This window comes from Streptomyces sp. SGAir0957 (genome assembly GCF_043523415.1).
This window is the reverse complement of sequence record NZ_CP027291.1, coordinates 80,759-98,800: the sequence shown is the minus strand read 5'-3', so window position 1 is coordinate 98,800 and position 18,042 is coordinate 80,759. Positions and strand designations below refer to the sequence as shown.

Here is an 18,042-nt window from a genome sequence, read left to right as displayed (position 1 = left end):
CGATCACTGGATCTAGCGGGACGCGGACAGCCTGCCAGAGCGCCTCGATCGTACGGACAGACCGGCTACCCGGCCTCGCGCGCTGAAACGGGTCCGCTGTTCACGCCAGGTGCACGCGATAGACCACGTGCTGCTGCTCTAACGCGGAGGGCTCTCACCACCGCGCATCTCACCACCGGCCAGATCGCTGCCCACCGGCTTAGCCCCTGGGGCCTGATCGCGGAAGCCGGCGCCGAAGACCGCGGTGCTGCCGCCTGCGATGACAGGAACCTAGCGCTGACGCTCGTTCGGCCGAACCATCTACGAGCGCTCGTTGCGGCTTCCTTTCCACTGTCGCCCTGAAGAGAAACGGCCTCTTCACGAGAGAGGCAGGTATCCCTTCGAGCGGAGAAAGGCGTCCACTACGCCAGCTACGACGTTGCCTGGAGTCGAGGCATCGTCGTTCTCTAGGCAGTACTTGGCAAGCCTCTGCTTGAGCTCCAGAACCTCCGGGACTGCGTAGTTCAACTGTTCCCTAGGGACTCTGCTGCGGCTCAGCAGGTCTGCAGTCTCGGGGTGCACTTCGATCGCACCCGACGAGATCCCTCCATCCTCCTGCGCCTTAATGAGGGCTACCAGCTCCTCAGCTCGCCGCAACAGCGGTGACGCCTCGCTCACGATTCACTCCGTCCATCCATGATCTTACGGCTAGGCGGCGAGCCGTAGAAACGGCTAGGCCACTAGCCGTAAGCATAGCGTCAGTACGACGGAAGCGCCGCCGATCGCCACGCGGGCGAAGGGCGGCGCTTCCGTGGGGAGGCGTGCTAGTACTGCATTACCCGGAGCCACCGATCAACGGCGACTGTGACGATGTCGCCTACGGGAACCTTCGTCAGTCGGTTCATCACCCGATACATGGCCAGCCGCTGGCCGAGCTGCAGAGCTGAAGGCGTCTGCCACTTGAGCTGTTCCCGGTCGATGAACCGCTCCTGTAGCGCGTCCTCGGCCTGCACCAAACCGTCGGGGGTCCCCGGCCCGACGTAGGTGTTCCACGGAGGGAGCATCTCCTCAGGTGAGGGCTTAGCGCCTCGCAGGAACCAGTCGACCGCGACGGCCACCAGATCGGCAGGCGGGATGTGGTTTATCCCCGAAACGACGCGAAGCACCTCGACGCGATAGGGGATGTCCAGCTTCTTCGGCACCGAGGCGTTAAGCGTCTCCCGATCCACGAAGCGCTGATTGAGTACTTCCTCGGCTCGCGGGAAGTTGGCATGAGGCGGCACCACATGCTGATCCCATGTCGCAGCGTTCAGCGAGAGAGCAGGGGCTCGACTCGCGAAGGCCGCTACGACGAGGTCGCCACTGCTCACCTTTGTCGGCGCCGCCTCCTGCTCGGCAGAACCATGCGTAGGGCTTGCGGCTGTGGCGTCTTGCTCGGGCGCTCCTGCCTGAGACGGAACTCCATCGTTCCGGCCATCAGCTGCTGCAGGTCCCGCCGACTCGCGAGGGGGGGCCTTCTCTGCAACTCGGGGCTGTTCAGCAGGACGGGCGTCCTTCTTCGTCTCAGCCTGAGCTGTAGGTGCTGCCGCCTCATCGGTCGACGTGACTGCCTTCTGATGGAAAGGCCGGGGTGCCTCCCGCCTCACGTGCCCGCCGGTCGACGGGCTGTCTGAGGCCTCAGTCTCTGACTTCTTCGTGCTTGACTTGGTCCGACTGTTGGCGCTGCGCCTCGCGCGCAGCGCTCCGATGCCACCGGACTGTGCGGCAGACTCAGGAGTTTCTGCTTCCTGCTCAGCGGCCATAGCTATCAACCGCCTTCGCTACTTCCTGCATCTCCTCGACGAAGGAGGAAGTACGAGCGGACGGGGGGCTGGCGCAAATCGGCGTTCGGGTCCGCCTGTTCGGGATCCAGCTGTAGTTGCTCACCGGCGGCCCCACTTGTGCCTTGTACTTGACCGCCAGGCGCTCGAGCTCGTCGAGAGCCCAGGCCGCGGGGCTGCGACCGATCTTGTACGGGATCAGCAAGAGCGGGTAGTCCGTGAGCGTGCGCAGCAGCCCCTCTAGGGCTCGAAGCTCGTCATCACCGAGAACAACTGGAACGACCGTGACACGGGCCGCCGCCATCGCGCCGTACGTCGACTCACTCCCACCGGGGTGGGTGTCGACCACGAGCCGACGCTCGAGCTCGCGAGCCCAACGCGTCAGGGACTCGGCTACTACCTGCGCCTTGGGCTGGTTCCGCTCGAAGTCCGTGTGCCCCGGAATCAGATCCGGCTTGCGACCCTGGCCCGACAGTGGCCGAGGCGTCCGTCCCGTTCGGAAGGCCTCAAGCAGGGGCGCCTTCTGGCGTGTCTCTTCGAAGTAACCCCATGCGCGTGTGACTCCGCCCCAGTCCCACTCGAAGTCGGTGAGCACGGCCTGGAAGATGGCCGCCAATTCCTTCGCGGTGCGGCTCTTTCCCACGCCGCCCTTGAAGCCGGCCACGGCGATGATGTCCGGATCCTGGACGGGAGGGACATAGGGAGCGGAGGTCGCCGCTGCGACCCCCGCAGCCAGTTCGGTGAGGGCTTCATTTGTCATGTCAGTGCGCTCTCGACAGGGCGGCTATCGTAGGTGGTCACGACTCTTCTTCTCCTTGCGCTGGGTGAGGGTCGGCTCGGTTGACGCCCATCGGGGACCCCTTCCCCGGTGGGCGTCTGTGGTTTTTCGGCTGGTGGATCACCGGCCACATGGCGCCCATCTTGCCCGAAGAGACCTGCCCTTCGCGCGGATGCAGCGCGCTGTACGTGACTCTAGAGCAACGAGGGGCGCTCCAGACGCACTCTCGACGTCCGCTCCGCAGACCCGGATCCGGAGAGCCCCCGTGATCTGACACCCCCCCGGGCAGCACAGTCGGCGGCCGTAGCACGGGGCACAGTCCACGCAGAGCGACGTCATCACCGAGTACCGCCTCCCGCTGCGGCCTCGGTCCGGAACCGCGGCCGGCAGCAACCGATAACCACACGACGCCGCCGTACACGTCGTGTACGGGACACGCTAGCAAGGTCGACCCCGCATCCGGTTTCGCCGCTCCGTCAACACGGGCTCCTGTTCGGGGGCTCCGCAAGGTTCTGAGGCACCGCCGCTCTGCGGTCCATGCATCGATAAATGGCTAAATTGACCCGATCGTGATCACCCAAAGCAACCTAACGCCCTGGTCAGGCGCGCGAGCGCGCCTCGGGATGGCCGGACGATGCGCGCAAGAACTAGGAGGGATGTTCTCGGTGGCGGGTCGTCAGAAGGCGAAGCAGGCACCCCTAGCCTTCGGTCACGCGCAGTCCTACAAACGGACACACCGAAGGCAGGGCAAGGCCGCAAACTGCCAAACACGTCGTGTATGTTCAAGGCAGGTAGACAGGGCCGCCGTTCCAGCGGCCGTGAAGCATGCCTTCGGAACCGCCGAAGCCAAGACCGTTGTGAGGGGTATAGATGGGCCGGCCCACGTCTCGCCGCCTCCTGTCCGGCAGTCGCGTCAGCGAACTCACCGGGCTGCACGGGGTCACCCTCGGCAAACTCGTCAATGAAGGGTTCCTCGAGCGGGATCAGGCGACGCTCAAGTACACCGGTGGCGAGTTGGTTGTGGCCCAGGCCCTGGCTCACCTCCAAACTCGCGCGTCCAAGGCCGAGGCCGATCGAGACCGCAGAGTGATCGAGATGATCCGGCAAGACCTGCGAGCGGGGCAGATCACCGAGTCGACAGACCTCGTGGTGGCCGGCGAGTACATGCGAATGACCCACACGCCGGGGGAGCGCTTCGACGCGACGGCAGGTCTCCGCGACTACCGAGTTCTTGGCGTAGGTGCCTGGCTAGCCGACTTCCGGCGCCGGGAGCCTGAGGCGTTCGATGTCGATGCCCTGATAGCGGCCGCGTAGTCACCACGCCGGTTCAGATAGTCGACTCCCGACGGCTTCTGGACTGTCGCACAGACCGCACATCACGACCAGGAATGGTTGGGGCGGGCCCTCCCGAGGCCCGCCCCTACACCCAGAGGGGGACACCCCCCAGAAAGGAGCTCTCAGAGAAGCCACCAGTTCACCAATCCGCTGGCCACCGACCTCGCAAGTCCGGCCAAGCGGTTAGTTCAGTACGCCCTCATTGCTCCAGGAGCCAGTTTAGCCGTGACGACCTCGATTTCACTAGCGGACGCCGACAGCGTCACACTCAAGTACCCCCAAAACGTCAGATTCCGGCCTTTCCAAGATCCCTCACCTTCGTCGCACTGGGTCCTCGCGTTCGCGGCTGCGCTGTCCGGAGCCCATCGCGGATTCAAGATCAATCCGGACAACACGTCGGCGGGGTGGGCCGACCTTGAGAGCCTCGCGTCGAGCGGAGCTGCATTCGCTGTGCGGCCGGATCGCCGCTTCCTCGTGGTCGACCTAGACATTGCAGGCATCCCCTCCCGGGACGCCCAGCTCCGCCAGACCGCCTTTGATCGTCTCCGCTGGGCGGCTTGCACCTCCAAGATCGACAACCTGCTCGTCCAGTCAGGCCGGCCGGGGCACAAGCACTTGATCTTGGTTCTCGGCTCAACGGCGCCCTCAGTCCGCGACGCGATCGAACGTCAGTGCCGAGAGGCAGGACTGGACATCCGCACCCGCGGCGTCCGGCCTCCCCTGGCGCCACATCGTTCAGGTGCGTCTTCCACCGTGTCTGGCACGCTCGAAGATGCCTATGCAGTACTCAGGGCGGCTTCACCAACCAGGGCCCAAGTGGTCAACCTCGCACGGGCGTTGGGGGTCACACCGCTGTCTCGCCGGATGGAGCGTGTTCTCCGCGAGGGTCACACCGCAGGGGGATACGAGAGCGCGTCCAACGGTCGCATGGCATTTGCCCTAGCCGCCGTCTCTTCCGGGCGAGGCCACGAATTCATTCGCACCGCTCTGCTAGATCCTCAAAATGCACTCGGGGAGACATTTCGCGCCAGAAGGCCCGCCTGGCAAGAGTCCGAAGTAGAGCGTCTCTGGTCCCTGGCCTTGTCGCGCCAAGGATCCTGGTCCGAACCGCGCATCGTTAGCCGAGCTGAGGCACTAGACCGCGTCGCGCGTTGGAATTCCGCTTTGGTGTGCGACGTCTGGCGCGGCACATCAGGAGGAACAGACAAGGCCGTTTGTGAGGCAATCGGGCGGATCGCCTATGCACAAGGAGGCGTCGACTTCTCTGCGGGCCTTTCAGTCATCGCCGTTGCATCAGGAGTATGCGAAGCGACGGCTCGCGAGTCGCTCAAGCGGATTCACACTCGCGGTTGGCTGAAGGTGATCGAGACTCATACAGCATCTACAGCCACAAGGTATCGGCTCCTGATCCCAGAATGCTTCAAAGCTCAATGCGAGAAGCTGGCACCTGAACTGCCGAAGCCGATCGATGTCAGCACAGGGCTGCCTCACGATCTCGACGCGGAAGATGACCTCGGAAGCGATATCGCTCGCTGGAAGGCCATCGGCAAACCGGCAATGCTCGCCTGGCGTGCGCTCGATGATTCGACTCCACAGTCCGTCGAATCGGTGGCCGCGGTCCTGAACATCTCTCACACGGCTGCTCGGCTTCGCCTGCGGAAGCTCGAGCGGTATGGCCTTGCGGCACAGAGAGCCCGCATGTGGACACGTCAACGCATTGACCAGGAACTCCTCGCCGTCGAACTAGGGACATCAGGACAGCGAGAACGGCAAGTCGACAGGCTGCTTAAGAACCGTCAGGCACGCAGCACCCTCCGAAGCCTCTGGAGTTCCGCATTCAGATGGTTCCGGGAAAACGCCCGCGTAGAGGCTGACTCGGTCTCAAAATTCCCCGACTGGGTAGAGCAGTCCGTACCTCAACGCATCCTATCTGCATGGAATGAACGGTTGCGGCACCGCAGTCACCGGTCGGCCTCCGTGCGCGCCGAAGCCCCTGAGTAGCGAGCCTGAGTTCAACCGGATCGCACAACAACCTTTGATGCCTGTCTGGTCATGAGCAGACGGGCCCTTTGGCGTGCCATCACGAAGGCACTTTGACCTCCTTGGATCCAGCGTGAGCCTCTTGCTTCTTCGTTTACGTCTCGCTAGGGCCGAACTTTGCGATCAAGGACCTCTACTTCTCTAGGAATGCGTCCTCTCACTGCGGCAGAGATGTTCTAACCTGAGCCCCTCCAGTAGCCCCGCGGGGCGGGGGGAGTGAAAGAGGGATTGAAATTGGAACAAGCCTCAAGGAGGGCTAGAGAGCCGCATATTGAGGACCGTGATATTGCGGAAAATCAACTACCGGAAAAAGGTGGTCCTGGCTGAGTGGGGTGTGAGGTGATCGGATTGACGACCGGGCCGGTGCGCGATGTCGGGGTTGGTTGTGGATGCATCTGGTTTGCCTCGCTGGAGCCGCGAGCGAGCCGGGTCGGACTGGAGTCGCCCTTGGGCACCGGCCTTGCTGGGGATGTCTCGAACCTGATGGTCGGGCTCGGTGGCGTGGGTGCGTGTCTGTGTAGTCGATGAGGAATGGGTTGAGATCTATGCCGATAGGTGCGCGTGCTGGCCGTCTTGTTGCGGTTGGTGCTCTGGGTGCGTCGTTGGTCGCGTCGGGTGTGTTGCTGGCGCCTGGTGCGCAGGCCGCGGACACGGGGCACGGGAAGATCAGTTGCTCGGCGGTGAAGGTGAGGAAGTCGCCGGCGAAGAACGCGACTGCGGTGGGGGTGGCGTACAAGGGCGACAAGATTGCGTATGACCAGTTTGCGTACAAGCGGGCTGAGAAGACGTGGTACACCCGTGGCACGGTGACGCGGAAGTCGGACGGCAAGAAGGTGCGGGGGTACGTGTTCTACAAGTGCGCGAACCCGTACGGCACGAACCCGGCGCCGACCCCGCCGATCCCCAAGAAGTAACCGTTCGCGGAGTGTTCGCAGGCGCCCGGCCGGTGGGCCGGCCGGGGTGATGGAGGTGTCCTTCGTGCAGCAACGTCCCCTTGCTCTGCAGCAGCGTGCCGTGGTCGACGTCCCGGCCCGGCGGCGGCCTGCCGCTGTGCCCGCGGTGTTCCGTTCCGCCGAGAACGCCGTCGAAGGCTTCCGCTTGGACCTGCCGCGTCCTGTGTCAACGGGGGACACGGCCTGGCTGTTGGCCCCGTTCTCCCATCCCGCGTAGCCAGGCTGTTGCGCCCGCACCGATTAAGGATCTTGCTGTATGACCGTCCCGCCCTCGTCCGCTCAGCCTGGTCATCCGGGTCTGCCGTATCCGCCGGGAAGCGTGCCGCCGCAGCAGGGGAGCGGCGGCACGCCCTCGGGCGGCTGGCAGATGCCGCCCGGCGCGGGCGGGGTGCCGGGCGTCGGCTTCGCGGCGCCGGCCGCTGTGCAGGCGGTGTGCCGGGTGTGCGGGGCAGCTCCCGCTGCGATGGCAACATTCCGTCGCCACCAGGGGCTGCTGTTCCTGATGAGGTTCAACCGGATCGATGGACCGTTCTGCCGTGACTGCGGCACCGCGGTCTACCGGGAGCAGACCGCGGGCACGCTCTGGCAGGGCTGGTGGTCCCCGTTGAGCCTGGTCCTGTTCACCCCGGGCACCCTGATCGCCAACCGGGTCGCGCTGGGCCGGGTGAACAGGCTGTCCGACCCGGCGGGACGCATTCCCGGCTACGGGGCGCGTCCCGGAAAAGAGGTCCTGCGGAGGGCCTCGTCCCTGGTGGCGCTGGTGCCGCTGGCTTGGGCGATCTGGGTCCTCGCCAACATCATCAACGAGGTCTCCTCCTGATCGATGGGCCAGGGCCCGAAGCCCGGGCCCCGACGCCTCGACTTGGCCGCGCTTGGTCAGCCGCGCACCTCGCCGGATGCCGACGCGGCCACCTTCATGCCGCCGATAGAAACCCGTACCCCGGCCAGCAGCGCCGGGGCACACAGGATCCGAGGGACCTCTTCATGCACCCCCCGCAGCCCGCGCCGACACGTCGTCCGTACCTGTTGTCGGCGGCCGTGATGACGGCAGCTGTCTGCACCTTGACCGCGTGCGGAGCCGGCACAGGCGCCACGGCGAAGGACAGTTCGGAGAGCAGCGCCTCGGCCACGCCGAAGCAGCTCGTTCTCGGCCAGCCCGGCCCGGTACAGGAGTTGGGACAGGCGGCCTCGAAGTTCCAGATCACGCCGGTGAAGGTGGTTGAGGGCACGCACGAGGACCTCAAGGAGCTCGATGACCCGGGCAAGTACAAGGCGCAGAAGGTCGCTTGGGTCTACGTGAAGGCGAAGAACGTCGGCAGCAAGGCGGCCAAGGACACCCTCGTGATGAGCGATGTCGGTGCGGAGGTCAACGGGAGCCCGGCCCAGAGGCTCCTGGTGCTGATGGGCGATCTGAGGAGCCGGCCGAAGGACTGCCTGGGCAACAACGGCCGCACCGAGCTGGGCACGGACGACATCTGGAAGCCGGGGGAGCAGCGCACCGTCTGCGAGCCCTACCTGCTGCCCGTGGACACGAAGATCACCGACGTCACCTACTCTCAGGGCTTCTACAAGGAGCCCCTGAAGTGGCGTGTGTGACACCGGGGTCCGGCACCAGAGGAGGCCTTAGGTGATCAGCGGGCGGTACATCGTGTGGAACCTCCTGGTCCTGCTGCCTCCCGTCCTCGGTGCGGTCCAGCTGCTCCTGCCCTTCGCCTTCCGGGTCCGGCCAGCCCAGATCGGCCGGCGCGCGGCCGCGCTCGCCGCGACATGGGCAGTGTTCGTGGCCGCGGCGAGCGGGCTGCCCCGGGTGGAGCAGGCGATGCGGGAGGAACTGGGCGGCAGCGGCCTCGCGAGCAACTCCTGGATCCTCACCACGGTGTTCGCCATCGTCATGACGGCGATGCTCGCGTCCGCCACGGCGACCGTCGTGCGCGAGTGCCGCAAGCACGTGCTGATGCAGCCGGTCGCGGAGATGGAACTGCTTGTTCTGCGCCCGCTGGCGGCCGCCTCGGTCCGCAGCGAGGGGTCCGCGGCCGCCGAGTGGGCCAAGACCGCGGTGGACTGCGCCGAGGAAGAACTACGCCACGGCCGCGGCGCCCAGGCCGGCTTGCTGCTGCGCTCGGCCGCGGAGTCGATCTGCGAGGCCGACTCCGGCGGGAGCCTTGCAGGAAGCGCAGCCGCCGCGCGCGACCGCCTCCAAGCCGCCGGGACGAAGGCGAAGGCATTCACCGGCCGGGACCTGGACCACCCCTCCGCGGCATAGCCCCGGACCGGCGAACGCCACCCGGCCAGACCCCGACCCCTTCCCGGGCACCGCCCCGTCTCCGGACCCTGGCTCCGGCCGGGTACGCGCATCCGCAACCGGCCGCAGCAGCAGGGGCCCATCGTCTACGGTTACGCGACATGACGGTCCTGATTGTCGGCGGCAGCGGATTCCTCGGCGCCGAGCTGGTGCGCCAGGCGACGGCGGACGGCCACGCCACCGCTGCGACCTACGCGACCCGGCCGGGCAGCTTCCCCGGCACCACCTGGTACGCCCTGGACCTGCGCGACGCCGACCGTCTGGACGAGCTGGTCGCCGAGGCTGCCCCGAGCGTCATCATCAACACGACGAGCGGTGATGCTGATTGGGAGGTCACGGCCGAGGGACCGGCACGTCTGGCACTGGCTGCGGTGAAGTACGGCTGCCGCCTGGTCCACGTCAGCAGCGACGCGGTCTTCTCCGGCGCCCGCGGCGGTCCCTACGACGAGACGTGCCACCCTGACCCGATCACCCCTTACGGCGCCGCGAAGGCCGCGGCCGAGACCAGCGTCCGCTACCTTGCCCCCGACGCCGTAGTTGCCCGCACCTCGCTCATCATCGGCGGCATCGACTCCGTACATGTACGCGCGGTCCATGACCTTGCGGCCGGCCGCCGCGAGGGAGCGCTGTTCACCGACGACGTCCGCTGCCCGGTTCACGTCGCCGATCTCGCCGCCGCCCTGCTGGAGTTGGCCGGCTCTGACGCGCACGGCGTGCACCACCTCGCGGGTGCCGAGGCCGTCACCCGGCACGAACTCGGCCTCCTCATCGCTCGCCGCGACGGGCTCGACCCCTCCCGGCTGGTCCCGGCCCTGCGGGCGGACACGGCACTTCCCGGAGCCCTCGAGGTCCGCCTCGACAGCCGCGCCACCCAAAGCAGGCTCCGCACCACGCTCCGCGGCGCCCGCGATTTCCTCGCCGCCGGCACCTGAGCGCCGACCGCCGGCGCGCAGTAGAGCTCGGCGGCCCGGCGCGACCACGGGTGTGATCGTCACTCATCCGTCCTCCGGCCGGCGCTAGCGTTGCGGGGTGCATACGCGTGTGACAGGCGTCGTCGTCGAGGACGACGCGATCCTGCTGCTGGACCAGGACACCGAAGGGACCCGGTCGTGGTCCCTGCCCGGAGGCAAGGTCGAGAACGGCGGACCCTCAAGGAGGCCCTGGTTCGCGAGATGCGGGAGGAGACGGGCGTCGAGGTCGAGGTCGGCCGTCTCCTCTATGTCTGCGACGTGACGTCGGCTCATGTCGTCCACATCACCTTCGAGGCCCACCGGGTCGGTGGGCAGGTCGGAGTCGTTGCGGAAGGCGCGGATACGCGCCCGATCCGGCAGGTGGAGTTCGTGCCACTGGACCGTCTGCCGGAGCTGGGGTTCAGCCAGACTTTCACGACGCTGTGCCGGGAGCAGTTCCCGGGTGCCGGCTCCTACATGGGGCCGAAGTCCGCGATCGGGCTATGACCCGGTCAGCATCCTGATCACGAGGCGGGCCAGCTCGCCCGCGGGCCGGGCCGGGCCGTCGAGAGCGTCGATCCGCATCCTCCGGGAACTGCCAGACGTTCGACGCTCAACCTGCCTATGGTGCACACCACTTGCCTGCAACGCCGATCCGACCCGACGGAGCCCGTGTGTCCTCCAACCCTTTGTCCGAGCACGCAGAGGTCCTGCTGCCTGCCATGGCCCGAGCCCTGGGACGCATCCGCTACCTCGCCGAAGATCTCCCTGACATCGCCGACGTACTCGATGCCATGGACGGGGCCATCGCCACCGGCATCTCCATACCCGTCGAGGAGGTCCCGGAGGCGACCGGCACCGCCAAGTCCCTGAGCGAGAGCGAGCGCGCCCTGGACGCGCTGTTGTCCCGGGCGCTGCTGAAACTGCCCGACGACCTGACGGCAGGGCTGCCCGAGAACGACTTCGATGCGGCGATGGAGCGGGAGTTCCAGACCTCTTGGCAGAAGTCCGCCGAGGCCGTTGCCGCCGGTGAGCTGAACCACGCCACCTTGATCCTCCAGCACACCTCGTACTCCGCGCTCGCGCGGATCGAGACCGGACTCGCGAACTGGGCACACTGCCTGGAAGCGGCGACGTACCGGCGGAACCCGCCCGAGCGCACCTGACGCCGCGGTCGAGACGAACAGGCATCCGCCGACCATGACGCGAGAACTGCTCCACCTCTACCGAGACAGCGGCCCCGTGGATCGTCGGTGCGGGTCGTCGGCCGGATCGCGAGAAATCCGCCGCGGGTGTCACACCGCGGCCCGGACTCGCACCTGTAGCCGGTGAGAGGGAAGTTCCCTCGGCTACCGCACGCGATCCAGGAGCGTCTTGATGACCATCGTTGCGACCACGCCCACCCTGCCCGCCGACGTCCTCGCCTTCGTCCGGCAGCCGCCGGCCGCGCGGCCCGCCCGGCTCACCCAGGCACGCCAACTGCTGCGCGAACCGGGCATCCGGCCCCTGCTCGAGGAGGCCCTGCACATTCCGCAGCTGCGGCCGGGCGTGCTAGCGCTGGCCCAGGTCGACGTCGGCGACGCCCCCGACACCGTGTTCACCGCGCGCGCCGAGCACTGGATGCGTGTGGCCCGAACCAGCTGGCAGGAATCGGCTGCCTTCCTCGCCGACGTGGCCTGGCAGGCCCGTCGCGACGGCCGCCGCCTGAGCGAGCAGATCCCCACCAGCACCGACCGCGGCGCCGACGAGATCATCGTCCGGACCCGCATCCATCTTCTGGGCCTCGCACTGCGCTACGACTTCCGCCGCGTCGCGCTGGAGGAACTGCTGCGTGCCCACCGCGGCCCCTGGGACGTCTTCACCCGGGCGCTGTACGCGTTCGCACTGCTCGGCCAGTCCAAGCCGCAGGGACTGAAGGTGATGGACGAGGTCCTGGCCGAGGCCGGCGACGACGTGAAGGTGCTCCACACGCTGCTGCACGGCCTGTGGCTCGGCGACGGGCTGCCCCAGCGCCACCAGCACATCCTGGGCATCCTCTCCCGGCCGCCCTTCCGTCGGCGCACCGACCCGGTGGCCCTGTTCCGGGAAGCCGGCGCCCTGCGGGAGATGCGGTGCTTCGGCGAGGCCCTGGCCACCATCGACCGCGCGCTGGAACTGCTGCCGCCCGGCGACCCCGGCGTCCACGACGACCTGGTCAGGGAACGAGCACTGATCATCGTCGCCCGTGAAGCCAGCACCTGGACCCCCGCTCCGCCCGCCGACTCTGCGCAGTGACCCGTGCTCGTGTGACGGCGGCCCCCCACCGGCGTGCCGCAGCGAGTCCGGCTCCGGCGGTGCCCACCCCCACCGAGGGAACGCACATCGGCCCGAGCGGCACCTGCGCTCGGCGGCCGCGAGATGGCGCACCGCTTCATGTCACACGCCATCGGCGTTCGACACCTGTAGCAGATGAACACCACGATGAAGAAGGGACCACACCACTCATGTCGACGTCAGCACCATCGGCAACAGCGTCCGCGGAGACAACCGGACGGCGCTTCGCGCCGTCGTGGATCGAGGACATCGCGCAGGCTCGCAGCCTCCTGCCTCCCTTCCGGCTCATCGCGGCCCGGCTCCACCAGGAGATAACGGGCGGCTCGATCGCGCCCGGCAGTCTGCTGCCGTCCGCTCGCGCACTCCAACAGCGCTTCGGCGTCGCCAGCGGGACCGTGCAAAGCGCGATGCGGGTGCTGAAGGACGAGGGGCTCGTCCACACCGTCCAGGGCCGCGGCACCTACGTGCGGCGCGAGAAGGCGCCCGCCTCTGCGGCCGCCGCCGATCCCTTCGGCACCACCCCCGGCCTGGCGCTGTACCAGCAGATTGCCCTCGACCTCCGTCAGCAGATCACGACGGGCGCACTCGCCCATGGCACACGGATGCCGTCGGGCCGCGAACTGGAACAGCGCTATGGGGTGGCCTCCATGACCGCCCGCAGGGCCCTGCAGGTCCTGCGCGACGAAGGACTCATACACACCGTCCACGGCCGGGGCAGTTTCGTCGCCCGGGGCAAGGACGACTCGCAAGAGGGCGTCGGAAAACAGGCACCGGGCGCGGGCCTGCGCCACACCGTGTCCACCATCACCGACAGAGCGCTCGACGAGCTCTACGCGGAACTCGCCGAGCTCCGGCGGCAGCTGGCCGCCCAGCAGGGCGTCACGGAGCCCGACTGCCTGACCCGGCCGACCGGGGGGACCGGTGCCCGGCACCCGTGAACGCCGACGCCCAGCGGGGATCGGGCGAGTCGGGCACCGGCGGTCGTCGCAGCCGGCACCCACTCGCCCCATGGCACACGATCGGCCGGTCGCTCAGTTCGGTCCGCTCGCATAGGCGAGGTGGGCGAGCAGCAACACCGATGGACGGCCCAGGACATCGCCGGCATCCCCCACGCGGTAGAGGGCCAGAGCAGCGTCGGCGAGCGTGAGCAACTCATGGCGCTCAAAGGCGACATCGACGTCAACGGCGTGCGGACGGCCTTCGTCGAGGTCGTCCAGGACGAGTGCCAGGCGCTCCAGCAGCGGCTGCGCCGCCGCCGGAAGCGGCGTACGGGCCGACGCCGCGTGATGCTGCTGGGCGAGCAGGTGGCAGGCACGTGCAAGGACCACCAGGTCCGTCACGGTCAGATCGCTGCCCGTGAGGGGCACCATGGCGGAGTCGGCCAGCCCGAGCACCCGCCACAGCCCGGCGGGGGCACGGTCATCGGGCGCGGGCCGGCCGGCGCAGGCGCAGCGGCCGGAGTCGGGGAGGAATTCCGCGCAGCCGGGGCGTGGGCACAGGTCGGTCTCGGCGACGGCGGTGAGCACGAAGCGCAGCCACAACCGGCCGTCGCCGGACCGCAGGTGCAGCGCCTCGGCGGACGTGCACCAGGCGGTGCCGGCGGGCTCGGCCCGCAGGACCCGTCGGGCCGCCACCAGGACATCCAGGCCGGGGAGTTGACGATGACCGGGATCGGCGGGGGTGGTCCAGCCGGCATCGGTGCGGACGTGGACGACGTAGTCGGCGTCCGGGTCGATCATCTGGCGGGCGGCGGTGTAGTTCATGCGATCACTCCGTAGCGGGGGCGGGGGCGGGGGCGGGGGTGCTCGTGCTCGCCCGTGTTGTTCACTTCGACCAACAGCAGGCCGGGGCCGTCGTTCTGGTCCTCGATGTGCACGTAGGGCACGTCGGTGGTGGCGTCCCACCGGGCGCGGCGGCGGATGAGGACGCTGACGCCGAAGACGGCGATCTCGTAGACGTCGCTGGGGGTGTCGTCCTCGGGGCTGGCGTCGACGACGGTGATCGAGGCGTCGCGGACGCGCAGGAGATAGGGGTCGGACACGTCATGTCTCCAGGAAGGCAGGGCGAGAAGGGCCGGGCCGGGGTCAGTGGCTCGGTGCGGGGGGAAGGGCGTTTGGGGTGGCGATGCCGAGGTCGACGCGGACCTGCAGGCCCTCGACGAGAAGGTGCGCCTCGGCGCGCACGATCAGGCCGACCGCCTCGTCCTCGCCCAGCCCGTCGGCCAGGCGCAGTGTCCCGTCGGCGCACGCGGTGAAACCGGCCTGGACCAGCACGGCGTGGGCGCGGGGTGAGGTCGTGGTGGCGGTCACCGCAGTGCCGCAGACCGTGATGCGGGCGTGAGGTGCGTCGGCCCCGGCCGGTCGGTGGTGGCAGGTCCAGGCCAGCTCGACGATGTCCAGTGTGTGGGGGAGGAGTTGGTCGATCGCGTCGCCGGTCCGGGCGGCGGTGCCCGGGGTTGCGGGGGCGAGCAGATAGACGGTGCGTCCGAGGTGCTCGCGCGGGCTGAAGCCGGCCGAGGTGAGGATGCCGGGGCCGGCCGGGACCGGCGTGTTCAGGAGGGCGAAGGTCCAGGCGTCGTCGGTCGAGCCGAAGAAGACGTCGTTGTGGTCGGTCAGGGCCATTCCAGGGCCTTTCAGTGACAAGGGCGGGCGGGAACGCGCGAAAGAAGGGGGCGGCGGCTACGCGGCCGGTGTGCCGAGGTAGGACCGGAGCAGGCGCAGCGCGGTGAAGATGTGCCGGGCGCGGCCGTCGTCGTCCTGGTCGGCGAAGTCGCGCTCCTCGCTGGCCCAGCAGTAGTCGACGACGTCGGTGACAGCGGCGCGGATCGCGGGCGGCAGCAGCGCGGCGGGCGCACCGGCCTGCGGGTCGTCGGGCGCAGCGACGGGAACGTCGCCGAGCTGGTCCAGGCGGACGGTGCCCGGCTCGATGGTCAGGGCGCTGACACGCACGCCGTCTGCACGAGGAACGTCCGGGTCGATCTCCTCGCCGGTGGCGGCCTCCGCCCGCCCACGGGCATCGTCCACGCTCGTCCCGGTGGCGCGGACCATCACGGTGGCCAGGGCGAGGAAGGCCACCTCCGCCCGCCGGCGGGTGCCCGCCGGGGGTGCGTAGGTGGCGGGGTCCAGGACGGTCAGGGCCTCGCCGATCGCATGAGACAGGTGGGAGGGGACGAGGCTGGAGGACTGCAGCAGCGTGAGCTTGTCGCCGGGGGCCGCCGCGTCGACGGCGTCGAGCAGCTGCCGGTCCCCGGCGTCGTCGCCGGCCCACTGGGACGCCTCGGAGGTGAGTGCGTCCAGGAGCGATTCGGCTGCGGCCGTGAAGGCGTTCCGGGTGGTCATCGGTGGTCCTCAGGGTGTGGAGCCGGACCCGCATCGGACGGGCCCGGCCACGGGGGTCAGGGCAGGGCGGGAATGGGGTGGGACAGGCTCAGCCGGGTGAGGTGTTCTCGCCTGTTCCAGGCATCGATGCAGTCGGGACAGGTGGCCATGAGCGGGTCGGTGGTGACGGGCCGGCCCTGCGGCCTCCGACACATGGCGATGTCCGGGAAGGTGGTTTTCATGGAGAACTGTTCGAGGGGAAGGCCGGGCTTCCAGCGCCTCTCGTCCACCTCTTCCGAGATGCACGCGTCGGTGGAGGGCACCGGGGGAGCCTCGTGGACGGCAAGGGCGAGCTGGAGTAGCCGGTCGCGCACCTGGTCTCTCGGGCCGTGGAGGGCGATGCCGTTGCTGCCGGTCCACACGGCGACGGCGATCTCGCCGGGCTCGACCACCGCTCCGTCGATGTCCTCGCCGGGAAAGAGCAGCTCAGCCCCGCTGGAGGCGTGGGCCCATTCGAGTCGGTCACTCATCAGGAAAGTCCTTGCGGAAGTGGGGGAAGCAGAAGAGGAAAGGGGGTGGGGCGCGGCCCGGCGGCGTACCCTGCGCGGGCAAGGCTGGGGTTCACCCGGGCTCCCAGGGCCCCGGACGGTGGACCGGCCGGTGCTGAGGTCCACCACGAGCCGCGATCCCGCGACGGGACACGTGAAGCTGGAGTAGTCGCGCAGCGCGCCCTCGACGTCGGTCCCGCCGTAGTCGACCGGCGTCTTCGCCCCCGACTGGTGCCGGGCGACAGCGTTGAGGTCCCAGCACACGGGGTCGTAGTCGTTGTCCAGCGTGCTGAAGGTGACCAGGGCGACCGGCTCGGCATGGTCGGTGAGCCCGTCGCGGTGCAGCACCGCGCTGTCCGCGCGCAGCGCGGCCAGGAGCCGGGCCTTGACCCGTACGACACGGCGGGTGCTGATGCGCCGGGCCAGCTCGTCGAGCTGCTGCTCGTCCAGAGCGTCGAGAAGGGGATCGATGATCGATTCGGTGGTGAGCACCGAGATGGTGGCACGCGCCGGGCCGGGGCAGTCGCTCATGATGTGAACTCCTGTGGAGAGAAGAGCCGAAGAGGATCGGGCGGGAGGCCGATGTCGCTCTCCCACGAGTGGTGATCAGTAGGTGATGGGCTCGGAGTGCTCGACGTCGTCCTCGATGTCGGCACCGGCCAGCCGAGCGGCCTCCTCGTACGCGCGCTGCACGGCGTCGCGATGCCGGTCCACGTCGTAGGCGCACGCCCAGTCGCCGGTCCCGGACTGCAGCGCCTCACCGAACAGCCGGTCGGCGGCGTCCTGGTCACCGTCTGGGACCTGGTGGGACTCGGTGATGGTGAGCGTGGTCTCGTTGTCGTCCCACCGGCCGATGAGCAGGACAGCCATGTCGGGCGACTCCCTTCTGTCGGAGTGCGGGGAGCAGACGGCGGTGGTCAGGAGGCCAGGACGAGACGCATGTGCTCGGCGAAGGCGGGCTTTTCGAAGCGGGTCAGGCCGTCCAGGGCGGCCGCGATGTCCTCATAGGCGTCGCGGTCACGAAAGCCGCCGGCGATCTCCTCGCACCGGCCGCCGTACATCGCCCGGACCTCGGCACCGCGCCAGCCGGGACCGCCGTAGTAGTCGAAGACCACCGCGTCCGGCACCGGCGTGCCGAGCTGCTCGAAATGCGCAGCGACCGCGCGGCGCAGCGCCCGCCACTTCCGTTCGGGCACGGCGTACAGGCTGGGCGTGATGTCACCCACTGGCCGCCCCTTGCGGCCCCAGCCGCAGCCCTCGCAGTACCGCCGGCCACGGTGGTTGTGGGCGCGGCACCCGGTGTTGCCGCAGCGCCACAGGTATCCGGCCGTACAGGCCAGGTCGTAGATCACCTGAACTGAGCGTTCGTCGGCATGCTCGACGAGCCGGGCTATGACGCGTTGGACATCGTTCTCAGACATGGACATCTCTTTCGAGCAAGGCGCGCGTGGATGAGCACGGTCGGCGCCAGGAGGCTTTGATGGGGAAGGGGGTGCGGGCGCTCCGGCCCGTTGGCCGGAGGCGGCCCGCTCTCGACAAGAACTACAATACATTTTGAAATTAGAATGTGCAACGCTTCTGGATTTCTCGTCCACGCCTGCCCAAGCGACCGCGTCCCTGCGGAGCTTGGGAGGGGATCGGCAGGTGACGCCTGCGTGCGGGTCGTGCGATCTTGGATGTCTGCCGGACGTGCGGCGGGTGCGCTAC

The 18,042-nt window shown here is 68.4% G+C and carries 19 protein-coding genes and 1 pseudogene; 10 read left to right on the top strand and 10 right to left on the bottom strand.

From position 1 onward, the window contains the following. Window positions 1-357: 357 nt before the first annotated feature. From C1N81_RS02985 to C1N81_RS02975, 3 genes are all read right to left on the bottom strand, one after another. Window positions 358-657, bottom strand: a complete 300-nt coding sequence (locus C1N81_RS02985; protein ID WP_394426431.1) for a hypothetical protein — start codon at window positions 655-657, stop codon at window positions 358-360. Window positions 658-803: 146 nt separating this feature from the next. Next, a complete protein-coding gene (locus C1N81_RS02980; protein WP_394426429.1) occupies window positions 804-1,349 on the bottom strand; it encodes a hypothetical protein in 546 nt (181 codons plus the stop codon). Between the two features lie 421 nt (window positions 1,350-1,770). Beyond that, window positions 1,771-2,559, bottom strand: coding sequence for a ParA family protein (locus tag C1N81_RS02975; RefSeq protein WP_394426427.1), 789 nt, complete (start codon window positions 2,557-2,559; stop codon window positions 1,771-1,773). Between the two features lie 888 nt (window positions 2,560-3,447). Between C1N81_RS02975 and C1N81_RS02970 the strand changes: the two genes are divergently transcribed. The 10 genes and pseudogenes from C1N81_RS02970 (at window position 3,448) to C1N81_RS02925 (ending at window position 13,408) form a co-directional block, all read left to right on the top strand. Further along, window positions 3,448-3,891, top strand: coding sequence for a hypothetical protein (locus tag C1N81_RS02970; RefSeq protein ID WP_394426426.1), 444 nt, complete (start codon window positions 3,448-3,450; stop codon window positions 3,889-3,891). Window positions 3,892-4,137: 246 nt separating this feature from the next. Further along, window positions 4,138-5,913 (top strand): hypothetical protein, encoded by a 1,776-nt coding sequence (locus tag C1N81_RS02965; RefSeq protein ID WP_394426424.1) that lies wholly within the window; start codon window positions 4,138-4,140, stop codon window positions 5,911-5,913. Between the two features lie 1,248 nt (window positions 5,914-7,161). Next, window positions 7,162-7,725 (top strand): hypothetical protein, encoded by a 564-nt coding sequence (locus C1N81_RS02960; RefSeq protein ID WP_394426422.1) that lies wholly within the window; start codon window positions 7,162-7,164, stop codon window positions 7,723-7,725. 164 nt (window positions 7,726-7,889) lie between these two features. Beyond that, window positions 7,890-8,501: a hypothetical protein gene (locus C1N81_RS02955; protein ID WP_394426420.1), complete on the top strand. Its 612-nt coding sequence runs from the start codon at window positions 7,890-7,892 to the stop codon at window positions 8,499-8,501. A gap of 31 nt (window positions 8,502-8,532) precedes the next feature. Beyond that, window positions 8,533-9,168 carry a hypothetical protein gene (locus tag C1N81_RS02950; RefSeq protein WP_394426419.1) on the top strand — a complete coding sequence of 212 codons (636 nt, stop codon included), beginning with the start codon at window positions 8,533-8,535 and terminating at the stop codon, window positions 9,166-9,168. A 140-nt stretch (window positions 9,169-9,308) separates the two neighbouring features. Continuing rightward, window positions 9,309-10,139, top strand: coding sequence for an SDR family oxidoreductase (locus tag C1N81_RS02945; protein WP_394426417.1), 831 nt, complete (start codon window positions 9,309-9,311; stop codon window positions 10,137-10,139). A gap of 109 nt (window positions 10,140-10,248) precedes the next feature. Beyond that, a pseudogene (locus tag C1N81_RS02940) lies at window positions 10,249-10,664 on the top strand (NUDIX domain-containing protein). A 167-nt stretch (window positions 10,665-10,831) separates the two neighbouring features. After that, window positions 10,832-11,323, top strand: a complete 492-nt coding sequence (locus tag C1N81_RS02935) for a hypothetical protein (RefSeq protein ID WP_394426415.1) — start codon at window positions 10,832-10,834, stop codon at window positions 11,321-11,323. Between the two features lie 211 nt (window positions 11,324-11,534). Further along, a complete protein-coding gene (locus C1N81_RS02930; protein WP_394426413.1) occupies window positions 11,535-12,431 on the top strand; it encodes a hypothetical protein in 897 nt (298 codons plus the stop codon). Window positions 12,432-12,640: 209 nt separating this feature from the next. Further along, a complete protein-coding gene (locus C1N81_RS02925; RefSeq protein ID WP_394426411.1) occupies window positions 12,641-13,408 on the top strand; it encodes a GntR family transcriptional regulator in 768 nt (255 codons plus the stop codon). Window positions 13,409-13,501: 93 nt separating this feature from the next. Here the strand turns inward: C1N81_RS02925 and C1N81_RS02920 are convergent, their stop codons facing one another. The 7 genes from C1N81_RS02920 to C1N81_RS02890 all read right to left on the bottom strand — a co-directional run bounded on the left by C1N81_RS02920 (window position 13,502) and on the right by C1N81_RS02890 (window position 17,756). Next, window positions 13,502-14,233: a hypothetical protein gene (locus C1N81_RS02920; protein WP_394426409.1), complete on the bottom strand. Its 732-nt coding sequence runs from the start codon at window positions 14,231-14,233 to the stop codon at window positions 13,502-13,504. Next, entirely contained in the window at window positions 14,230-14,511 is a 282-nt protein-coding gene (locus C1N81_RS02915; RefSeq protein ID WP_394426407.1) for a hypothetical protein, read from the bottom strand. Before C1N81_RS02915 ends, C1N81_RS02920 begins: the two co-directional genes overlap by 4 nt. Window positions 14,512-14,554: 43 nt before the next feature. Then, a complete protein-coding gene (locus C1N81_RS02910) occupies window positions 14,555-15,091 on the bottom strand; it encodes a hypothetical protein (protein ID WP_394426405.1) in 537 nt (178 codons plus the stop codon). A gap of 57 nt (window positions 15,092-15,148) precedes the next feature. After that, window positions 15,149-15,808 carry a hypothetical protein gene (locus C1N81_RS02905; RefSeq protein WP_394426403.1) on the bottom strand — a complete coding sequence of 220 codons (660 nt, stop codon included), beginning with the start codon at window positions 15,806-15,808 and terminating at the stop codon, window positions 15,149-15,151. Between the two features lie 56 nt (window positions 15,809-15,864). Then, a complete protein-coding gene (locus C1N81_RS02900) occupies window positions 15,865-16,866 on the bottom strand; it encodes a hypothetical protein (RefSeq protein ID WP_394426401.1) in 1,002 nt (333 codons plus the stop codon). Between the two features lie 75 nt (window positions 16,867-16,941). Further along, window positions 16,942-17,205, bottom strand: a complete 264-nt coding sequence (locus tag C1N81_RS02895) for a hypothetical protein (RefSeq protein WP_394426400.1) — start codon at window positions 17,203-17,205, stop codon at window positions 16,942-16,944. 47 nt (window positions 17,206-17,252) lie between these two features. Then, on the bottom strand, window positions 17,253-17,756 hold the full coding sequence (locus C1N81_RS02890) for a ubiquitin family protein (RefSeq protein ID WP_394426398.1): 504 nt from the start codon (window positions 17,754-17,756) through the stop codon (window positions 17,253-17,255). Between the last annotated feature and the right edge of the window lie 286 nt (window positions 17,757-18,042).

What these genes read in the sequence shown, in the direction of transcription:
- C1N81_RS02975 (WP_394426427.1), bottom strand. Translation starts at nt 2,559, where the DNA reads ATGACAAATGAAGCCCTCACCGAACTGGCTGCGGGGGTCGCAGCGGCG.
- C1N81_RS02970 (WP_394426426.1), top strand. Translation starts at nt 3,448, where the DNA reads ATGGGCCGGCCCACGTCTCGCCGCCTCCTGTCCGGCAGTCGCGTCAGC.
- C1N81_RS02960 (WP_394426422.1), top strand. Translation starts at nt 7,162, where the DNA reads ATGACCGTCCCGCCCTCGTCCGCTCAGCCTGGTCATCCGGGTCTGCCG.
- C1N81_RS02955 (WP_394426420.1), top strand. Translation starts at nt 7,890, where the DNA reads ATGCACCCCCCGCAGCCCGCGCCGACACGTCGTCCGTACCTGTTGTCG.
- C1N81_RS02945 (WP_394426417.1), top strand. Translation starts at nt 9,309, where the DNA reads ATGACGGTCCTGATTGTCGGCGGCAGCGGATTCCTCGGCGCCGAGCTG.
- C1N81_RS02930 (WP_394426413.1), top strand. Translation starts at nt 11,535, where the DNA reads ATGACCATCGTTGCGACCACGCCCACCCTGCCCGCCGACGTCCTCGCC.
- C1N81_RS02925 (WP_394426411.1), top strand. Translation starts at nt 12,641, where the DNA reads ATGTCGACGTCAGCACCATCGGCAACAGCGTCCGCGGAGACAACCGGA.
- C1N81_RS02920 (WP_394426409.1), bottom strand. Translation starts at nt 14,233, where the DNA reads ATGAACTACACCGCCGCCCGCCAGATGATCGACCCGGACGCCGACTAC.
- C1N81_RS02910 (WP_394426405.1), bottom strand. Translation starts at nt 15,091, where the DNA reads ATGGCCCTGACCGACCACAACGACGTCTTCTTCGGCTCGACCGACGAC.
- C1N81_RS02905 (WP_394426403.1), bottom strand. Translation starts at nt 15,808, where the DNA reads ATGACCACCCGGAACGCCTTCACGGCCGCAGCCGAATCGCTCCTGGAC.
- C1N81_RS02900 (WP_394426401.1), bottom strand. Translation starts at nt 16,866, where the DNA reads ATGAGCGACTGCCCCGGCCCGGCGCGTGCCACCATCTCGGTGCTCACC.
- C1N81_RS02895 (WP_394426400.1), bottom strand. Translation starts at nt 17,205, where the DNA reads ATGGCTGTCCTGCTCATCGGCCGGTGGGACGACAACGAGACCACGCTC.
- C1N81_RS02890 (WP_394426398.1), bottom strand. Translation starts at nt 17,756, where the DNA reads ATGTCTGAGAACGATGTCCAACGCGTCATAGCCCGGCTCGTCGAGCAT.